Source organism: Ruegeria discodermiae (assembly GCF_030758345.1).
GTDB lineage: Bacteria > Pseudomonadota > Alphaproteobacteria > Rhodobacterales > Rhodobacteraceae > Ruegeria_C.
Genome location: NZ_JAVAMO010000043.1, coordinates 1 through 7367, shown reverse-complemented (window position 1 = coordinate 7367; position 7367 = coordinate 1). Strand labels below are relative to the sequence as shown.

9 protein-coding genes are annotated in these 7367 nt (G+C 56.5%); 4 read left to right on the top strand and 5 right to left on the bottom strand.

Features of this window, described 5'->3' with window-relative positions; genetic code table 11:
• Positions 1-320: hypothetical protein (locus tag Q5Y75_RS28130; RefSeq protein ID WP_306203607.1), on the top strand; the 320-nt coding region annotated here is incomplete at its 5' end.
• Positions 321-702: 382 nt separating this feature from the next.
• Here Q5Y75_RS28130 and Q5Y75_RS28125 read toward each other — a convergent pair.
• Positions 703-1431 carry a Crp/Fnr family transcriptional regulator gene (locus Q5Y75_RS28125; protein WP_306203606.1) on the bottom strand — a complete coding sequence of 243 codons (729 nt, stop codon included), beginning with the start codon at positions 1429-1431 and terminating at the stop codon, positions 703-705.
• A 173-nt stretch (positions 1432-1604) separates the two neighbouring features.
• Here Q5Y75_RS28125 and Q5Y75_RS28120 point away from each other — a divergent pair, with 173 nt between their 5' ends.
• Positions 1605-2726 (top strand): linear amide C-N hydrolase, encoded by a 1122-nt coding sequence (locus tag Q5Y75_RS28120; RefSeq protein ID WP_306203605.1) that lies wholly within the window; start codon positions 1605-1607, stop codon positions 2724-2726.
• 380 nt (positions 2727-3106) lie between these two features.
• Here Q5Y75_RS28120 and Q5Y75_RS28115 read toward each other — a convergent pair whose 3' ends face one another.
• Both Q5Y75_RS28115 and Q5Y75_RS28110 read right to left on the bottom strand, forming a co-directional pair.
• Positions 3107-3763 (bottom strand): LysR substrate-binding domain-containing protein, encoded by a 657-nt coding sequence (locus Q5Y75_RS28115; protein ID WP_306203604.1) that lies wholly within the window; start codon positions 3761-3763, stop codon positions 3107-3109.
• A gap of 90 nt (positions 3764-3853) precedes the next feature.
• The gene (locus Q5Y75_RS28110) at positions 3854-4072 is read right to left on the bottom strand and encodes a helix-turn-helix domain-containing protein (protein WP_306203603.1); all 219 of its coding nucleotides are present in this window, start codon (positions 4070-4072) and stop codon (positions 3854-3856) included.
• A gap of 95 nt (positions 4073-4167) precedes the next feature.
• On the opposite strand from Q5Y75_RS28110, the gene Q5Y75_RS28105 reads away from it, so the two are divergent.
• Together Q5Y75_RS28105 and Q5Y75_RS28100 are read left to right on the top strand one after the other, a co-directional pair.
• Entirely contained in the window at positions 4168-4626 is a 459-nt protein-coding gene (locus tag Q5Y75_RS28105; protein WP_306203601.1) for a hypothetical protein, read from the top strand.
• Positions 4627-4668: 42 nt separating this feature from the next.
• Positions 4669-4911: a hypothetical protein gene (locus tag Q5Y75_RS28100; RefSeq protein WP_306203600.1), complete on the top strand. Its 243-nt coding sequence runs from the start codon at positions 4669-4671 to the stop codon at positions 4909-4911.
• A gap of 212 nt (positions 4912-5123) precedes the next feature.
• On the opposite strand, the gene Q5Y75_RS28095 is transcribed toward Q5Y75_RS28100, so the two are convergent.
• Positions 5124-6101, bottom strand: coding sequence for a serine hydrolase domain-containing protein (locus Q5Y75_RS28095; RefSeq protein WP_306203599.1), 978 nt, complete (start codon positions 6099-6101; stop codon positions 5124-5126).
• A gap of 316 nt (positions 6102-6417) precedes the next feature.
• Entirely contained in the window at positions 6418-7128 is a 711-nt protein-coding gene (locus tag Q5Y75_RS28090) for an SdiA-regulated/phytase-like domain-containing protein (protein ID WP_306203598.1), read from the bottom strand.
• Positions 7129-7367 lie beyond the last annotated feature (239 nt).

The window sequence follows — 7367 nt, the reverse complement described above, 5'->3', positions numbered from 1 at the left end:
CTAAGTCGTTTGCACTTTTGTGCTCGGTTTCGGGCAGCGCACTTCCTGCAGCTCTTGACCTTTTTAGTGATTGGCTGCAGCCAATTGACGACATCAGTCTCGTTGCACATTTGCTTGAACAGAGTGACTCGGCACGAGATTTTCCATCGCAGACACTCGCGTTGCTATCGATAATTGTGAATGAGCAAGACCAATGGCTGCCAGAAGACTTAAAGAAGCTGCTGCTGGCAATTCGGGAGGAACGCCCAGATCTACAAAATGACGCCGATTTTGTTCGACTGACCACACTTCTTCAGCAACGGGGCCACAAATGGCCATAGGCATTGGCTTTGAGGCGTTGCGATGTGAGCGACTGGTTAAGGGAAGTCGCGCCGAAAAGTTTTCTCCGCGAACGCATGTCCGCTTTGGGCCGATTTGCCGAAGCGAATTGAAATCGTTTGGCCAGTTTTGTGCTACTTTGAACTGTCATCAATCATCATGGACCGGCTCATTCATACTCGAACTGGAGAGCAAGCGTCTCGCGCCTTCCCTCCGGTCATCCTTTTGAGCAGATCCATGTCGCAAAAAACTCGACTGCAACGTTCGCCGGAATGCATCCAAATTCCTGATCCGCTGAGTAGAGTGAAGTGGTTTGAATTATCGCGACGCCTACTTTGCGACCATGATGCCAGTTGCATTCTCAGCGGCTCATTGTACGTCGGGTTATGAGCAAAACGCTTCCAGAGCCGCGGGCTCCAGTAACCTGATCCTCTTGTAGGCGACTTCGATCCACCCTCTTGACGCAAATTGCTTGAGAGTTCGATTGACCACGTCTCGCGCAGCATTGGCCAACTCACCAATCTGCTCCTGCGTTAGCCCCGAGATGACAGCCGTACCTTCTTGTCCTACGTCATGTGTCGAAGCGATGCGCAGCAGCGTCGAGGCAATGCGTTGCTGGACATTGGTTATCAGAAGATCGGAGACGGTTGCGATGGCAATGTCCATGCCGTGGGACGCGACCTTAATCAGGGCCCGGTGATATCTCGGGTCGGACGCAGCTATCTGGTCTAGCGCGACCAGTGGGACGTGGAACGCAATCGAGGGTTCGACCGCCACGAATGCCAGGTTCCGATGGCGCCGGCTGAGCGAGGCATCATATCCGAACCACACGCCGCTGCGGCAAATATGGGCGAGCCGGTCTTCGCCGCCGCGTCGCGGAACCTTGATTCCAAAAGCGCCGCCTGCAACTCCAAAGATGCCGCCCCGGAAGTCGCCGACCTCAAAGACTCGGCTACCAACGGCAAACGTCCGTAGCGTGGCCCTTTCCAAGACGACGGCCTGGAACGCCTTGTCTTGTTCGGCAAGCCACCCGCACCTGAGAACCGCGCGCTTCGCCTCAGTAACATCCAATTGCGGTTTAGCTGGTTCAATCAAGTTTTTATCTTGGCCCATGCCGACTTTGTCGTGATTGCTACAGATCAGCACTGAATATCAGATAGTATCGATATGAAACACCACTTAGTTTTGATGCAAACCGCCAGTCAGAAGTGGGTTTTCGCAGTTGACGCACATTCATCATCGAGCAACTGCAGAATTTAGAAAGACGCCACATCAGGAGGTCATCTATGAACATCATCCCGCTGACAAAAACTGTTGCCCTGACCGTTGTTGCGATGATCGCATCTGCTTCAGTGGCATGGGCTTGTACCGGCATCATGCTGACCGGTTCGGACGGAAGCATCATTCGCGCAAGGACCGCCGAATGGGGGCCCTTCGACCTCGAAACCAAGATCAACATCATCCCGAGGGGGTATTCCTACAGTGCTGGCGAGATGCCAGATGGAAAGCAGGGTGCGACTTGGACCGGAAAGTTCGGCATGGTCGGCATCAGCATGCTGGACCACGGCGCTCCTGCCGACGGGATCAACGAGGCGGGACTGACCGCAGGGTTATTCTACCTGCCGGGCTTCACCGAATATCAGGCGTACATGCCTGAACTTTCGGACAACACGATCCCCGGTGATTTGCTGGCAAGCTATGTCCTATCGAATTTCGAAACAGTTGAGGAAGCGAAAGCTGGCCTTGAGAACATACGTGTCGTGGGCGTAGTGGATGAGACGCTTGGTTTCCCATTTCCATTTCACATGCTGGTGGCGGACCGCTCAGGTGGACGGATCGTCATCGAATATATCGATGAAGAGCTGACTGTTTTCGATGCCCCGCTTGGCGTAATCAGCAATTCGCCAAACTATGATTGGCACATGACGAACCTTAACAATTACGTCAACCTGACCGCTATCGGCGTGCCGCAGGTCGAAGCCAGCGGCGTCACTTTTGCTCCGCTTGGCGCAGGCAGCGGCATGATCGGTCTGCCTGGTGATTTCACACCCCCGTCACGTTTTGTGCGTGCCGTTGCTTTCTCGCAAACAGCCCGTGAAACGCAGGGCGGCTATGATACTGTACGAGAAGCTTTCCGGATCCTCGACAATTTCAACATTCCGGCCGATGCCGCCGAGGGTGCCCAGGACGACGTCCAATCGGAAGACTTGCTTTACAGTGCCACGCAGGTCACCACTGCCAGCGACTCCCAGAACCTCACCTACTACTATCACACTATGTACGACCGGACCGTGCACAAGGTCGATCTCAAGCAGATCGATTTCGGAGCGATGGGCGATGAGATGGTGGTCTTTCCGACCAGTGGTGATCGTGAACCCACGATTGTCGATATGACACCGAGCAACTGACTAATTTGCCGGTCGGGGTTTTTCGAAGAGAACGAGTCCTTGAACCCCGGTCATTTCCAAACCTTCGCCTCGATGCGACTTGGCAATCGCATTACCGAGATGCGGAGGTCGAGGAAAGGGGAGGGGACGGCGGCGTTACGATCTCCGCGCCAGGCGAAGTAGGTCCTCAGCGTGTCTGCAGAACGTAAGCCATACGGAAGCTGGCTTTCGCGTTCCCGGCGAATGGCCGCTGTGTGGGATGCGACCGCAGCATCTTCAATGCAAGGTCAATGGCAGCTCAGGGCCGTCCTCGATATGCCATTGCGGCATGAGTTTGTGGATGCTGCGCCAACGACGAATGACGGCTTCCGAGATGAGAGTGTCTGGGGTTGCTTGAAACATCAACCGAAGGTTCGCGGTACGACGATATCGCGATTTGACACGAGTTTTTGGGCTTCATCCACGAGGTCTTCAAATGTGGTCAAAACAATACCGCGCATCCAGACAAGGGCCGGGTCCGCGTCCAGCTCCGCGTTCCAGATGACACGAAAGACAAGATCGGGCATCGGTTCGGGCGGTTCCAGGACTTGCAGGTCGTCGCCAGCGCGGCCCTCCAGCAAGACTAACGCAACGAAGTTTCCCAACATGTTTGTATCATTCAGCGCCGATGCGATTCCGGACCAGTTGGCCGCGTGAAATCCAATGCGGCGCTTCAGACCAAGATGGGCAAGATGCTCTTCGACCGTACCGTGGATGGCGGCCGGAATGCGCACAACGGCATGCGGCCATCGCATCCAGCTGTCCAAGCTCCAGTCATTTGTCGCCGGGTGGCCCCGCCGGGCCAGAACATAACGTTTCATCGGTTTCAGGACTTTTGCCTTCAGACCTTCAGGCAGGGGAAAGTTGGCGTTTCCAAATGCGATATCCACTTCACCCTTGATGATCTGATCCATGGTTTCTTTGGAATAGGGTTGCCATGCCAATGCCGCATCCGGTGCTTCTGCCTGCATGCGCGAGACAACTCCAGAGGCGATGCAATTCAGCGCCGGTCCTGCCATGCGAAAGGTCCGGGAGCAGGTCATGGGTTCGAAGGGGGCGGGCGCCTGCACCACGCGTTCGATCCGTGACAGGATCGGCCGGATCTCGCGTTACAGGGCCTCGGCCCGCGGGCTTGGTTTCATAATGCCACCGGCGCGCACCAGCAATGGGTCATCCAGTTGTTCGCGCAATCGCCCAAGCGCGTGACTCACGGCCGAGGGTGTTCGACCGAGCTGTTCGGCGGCCCGGTTCACGCTGCCCTCTTCCATCAGGACCCGGAAGACGAGGAGCAGGTTCAGGTCGAGGTTCTTGATCTGAATTTCATTCATCTGGACTGAAAACTATTTGCTGGAGTGACGCTACCTACCCTCATACTCAGAAGAAAACGCACTGAAATGCAATCGCAACCTGAAGGAAATTCACGATGCCGTTCTCCCTTCCGAACCTCCGGACGTTTCTGATCGATCCTGCGCCGCGTCTGTTACTTGGCGGCATATTTCTGATGGGGGCGTTGGACGGATTTGCGTTCATTTTCACTGGCGCACACCTGATACATCCGCCGACCTCTTCCGCCGGGCTTGCGCTTGAAGCGGCGCTCAAGGAGGCCGGATTTCTCTGGCCATTGATGAAAGGCGTCGAACTGGCAGGTGCGCTTCTTCTTCTGTCCAACCGGGCCCCGGCACTGGGGTTGGCCCTGCTGGCACCGATAATGGCCGTTATCGTTCTGTTTCATGCCACCCTCAATCCCGGAGGACTCCCGCTCGCGTTTGTCCTGATCGTTTGCGGAATCCTGATCCTATGGGTCCAACGCTCAAGGTTCGCGGTTCTCTTTGAGACAGGCACGCCGGGGGCACAGACCCGTCCCGTTCCCGCTCCCACCTGAGATCTTTCAACAAGGAGAAGACCAATGCCCAGAGTTATTGCAATGCATGATGTGAACGATGTCGAACACTGGCTTTCATCCCCCAAGCGCGATGAAATCTTCAAGGAGGTTGCCTTCGACATGGTGACTTTCGTCCATCCGACAGAGCCCAATAAGGTCGGCCTGTCCGCCAACATCCCAGATCTGGACAAGTTTTTCGAGATCAACAACGGACCAGTCGGCCAGGCGGCGATGAAACACGATGGTGTCCGTGCCGACACAATTGTTGTCATGCTCGAAGCTTAGCGTCGTTCAGTTATCAGACCGGTATACCGCGCCAGTCCTGCCATTCGTCTAAGCGAGATGAATGGCGGGATTGTCCTGTGTTGTGAAAGTTCGACCCGCATCAGTTTTTGCTCTCGCAGCGAAGGTCGGCAAAGCGGGCTGCGACCGCAGCATCGAGGGACTGGGTCGGATGTCGGCTCTGGGCCGCGAGTGCGTCGATCAAATATGTAGCTCTACGAAAGAGCGAGGATTGGCCCATTGAGCAGATCGAGGAGCTCTCCGAAATAGCCACCTGACCTTGCGGGTCGCGTCGGGTCGGACGTAATTGCGACCGCAAGCCTGCGTCGTGAATGGGCGGCGATGATCTGCCCGCCATAGCCTCGGGCCAGTGCGTAGCCGCTGGAAGTCAGAAACCAGCCGTAACCATAGGACAAGCCGGAAAACGCGGACCGGCCATGGGGCCTGGTCGATTCCGAGATCCATCGTTTGGGGACGACCTCAGCGCCATCGAACACGCCGCGATCACGCAGCAGAACGGCGATCTTCAGCATCGAGCGCGGCGTTATCGCCATCTCGTTCCCGCCAAGATAGTACCCTTGCGGGTCACGCGTCCATGCGGGAACATCGATCCCCAATGGCGCGCCCAATCGCTCGCGAGCCTGCGCCAGAAGTGTTTTGCCCGTCGCTTCCGCCAGTGCCGCACCAAGAATGTGTGTCGACCCCGTAGAGTAAATCATCCGCCCGCCGGGCTCCGCGACCATGGGTCGCGTGAGCGCATCGGAAATCCAGTTTGGGGAATTGATCCATCCACCATAGTTGCTTCCGGAGGTCCGTTGGAGGCCGGCGCGCAACGTCACCAAGTCTTCCATCGTAATGTTTTCTGCACTCGGCGTCGCGTCGGCGGGTAACAATCGTGGTGCCACTTCGCTCAATCTGGCCTCCACCGAAGGAATTTCTCCACGCTCAATCGCCGCGCCCAACAGCAACGCAACGATGCTCTTGGAGCAGGATTTGATATTGGCAGGTCGGTCCAACCCCGGCACACGGGGCGCCTGCGCGAAAATGGTATCATCCTCATGACGTACCAGCAGGGAATGCAGCTGAGGCATATCACCGATGGCATTGCTCAGGTCCTCAGTTCGCGCCCGCGCTAGATAGGGCGCGCCTAGCGCGGCTACGGCAGCCAGAGAGAAGGTACGTCGCGTGAACACGGGCTTAAATTGGTGGCAAAATTCCGGCTGTCCAGTCGGCTTATGGAAATTTAATCTCTCAGCTTGGCTTGGCCAATATCTCGCGCCTGTACGCGATGTCACGTCTACTTGGGAAAGAGGACGGTCTGGCGGTGGAACTGCGACCAAGCGAACCAGAAAGCCTGATGACTGCCCAGATAGAGCCATCTAAACCGACGGCCTTCAGCGGGTCCGCACTGCGATTTGAGAAAGAGCGAGGCAAAGTCTTCGTTTGGAAAACAACCGCCTTGGTCAGGCGGCTTTCCGTTTTCCGATGTTATCGGACCAAATCGCGCATTCAGAACATCATGCAGTCCGCTCCCGGTGGCAGTGGCGGCACTCCGGCGGGTAACGTCGGCGTATAGTCGAATGTGACGAGTTCCGCCCCACTGTCAAACGCCACGAAAAGCTGGTTCGACCCGGGCCGGATCGCGATACCCTCGGGGTCAACGCCAAATTTGAGCAGGCTGATCTGTGCGAGCAACTGCCCCTTTTGCGTGAATTCATAGAGGCTGTTCGACCCCTCCCAATCGTCGACGATCAGCAGGTGACCGGTGCGCGGGTCGATAGCAATGCCCTGAGCTTCGCTCAGCGGCGGATCCAATGTCATCGTATCGATGCGTGCCTTCAACTGGCCCTTAGCGTCAAACCATGACAGGCGCTCCGGATCGTCCTCTACGGTGATGATCTCTCCTGCCGCATTGATGGCTATGCCCTCCGTATCTGCAAACCCGCCCGCCAAGGCGAACGGAGCGCTCAAAGGTGCGCCGTCTTTGGTTAACCTTTGCAAGCTGCCAAAACCGTCGCCGACCAACAGATGATCGCCTTCGATGGCAATCGCTTTGATCCGAAAGAGATCGCTGCTTATCCGCCGCAGTTCCTCGCCTTGCAGGGTGACCAACACGGCCTCCGGGCCTTCATTGGCGATCCAGAGCCCGCAAAAGGCCGGGTCGTAGTCCAGACTGGCCGGGCGATTGAGTTCATAACGCCCGGTTTCACGCAGATCCAAGGCATCGAGTGAAAGAGGGAAACAACCTATGAAGGTGCATACGACTTTTCCAAGCACAGCAGGACAACTCCAATGTTTCCTTGAAGAGGATCATCGCCGATCACACGATGTCAACGTTGATCCAAACCTGCGCGCCTCGGCGGATCGCGAATGTCCAGGAAACCGGTCGATAGACCCCGTGCAAGATCACATTCATCGAGGTTGTGGGCAGCAAGAATGAGGCGGCAAATGTGAACCGG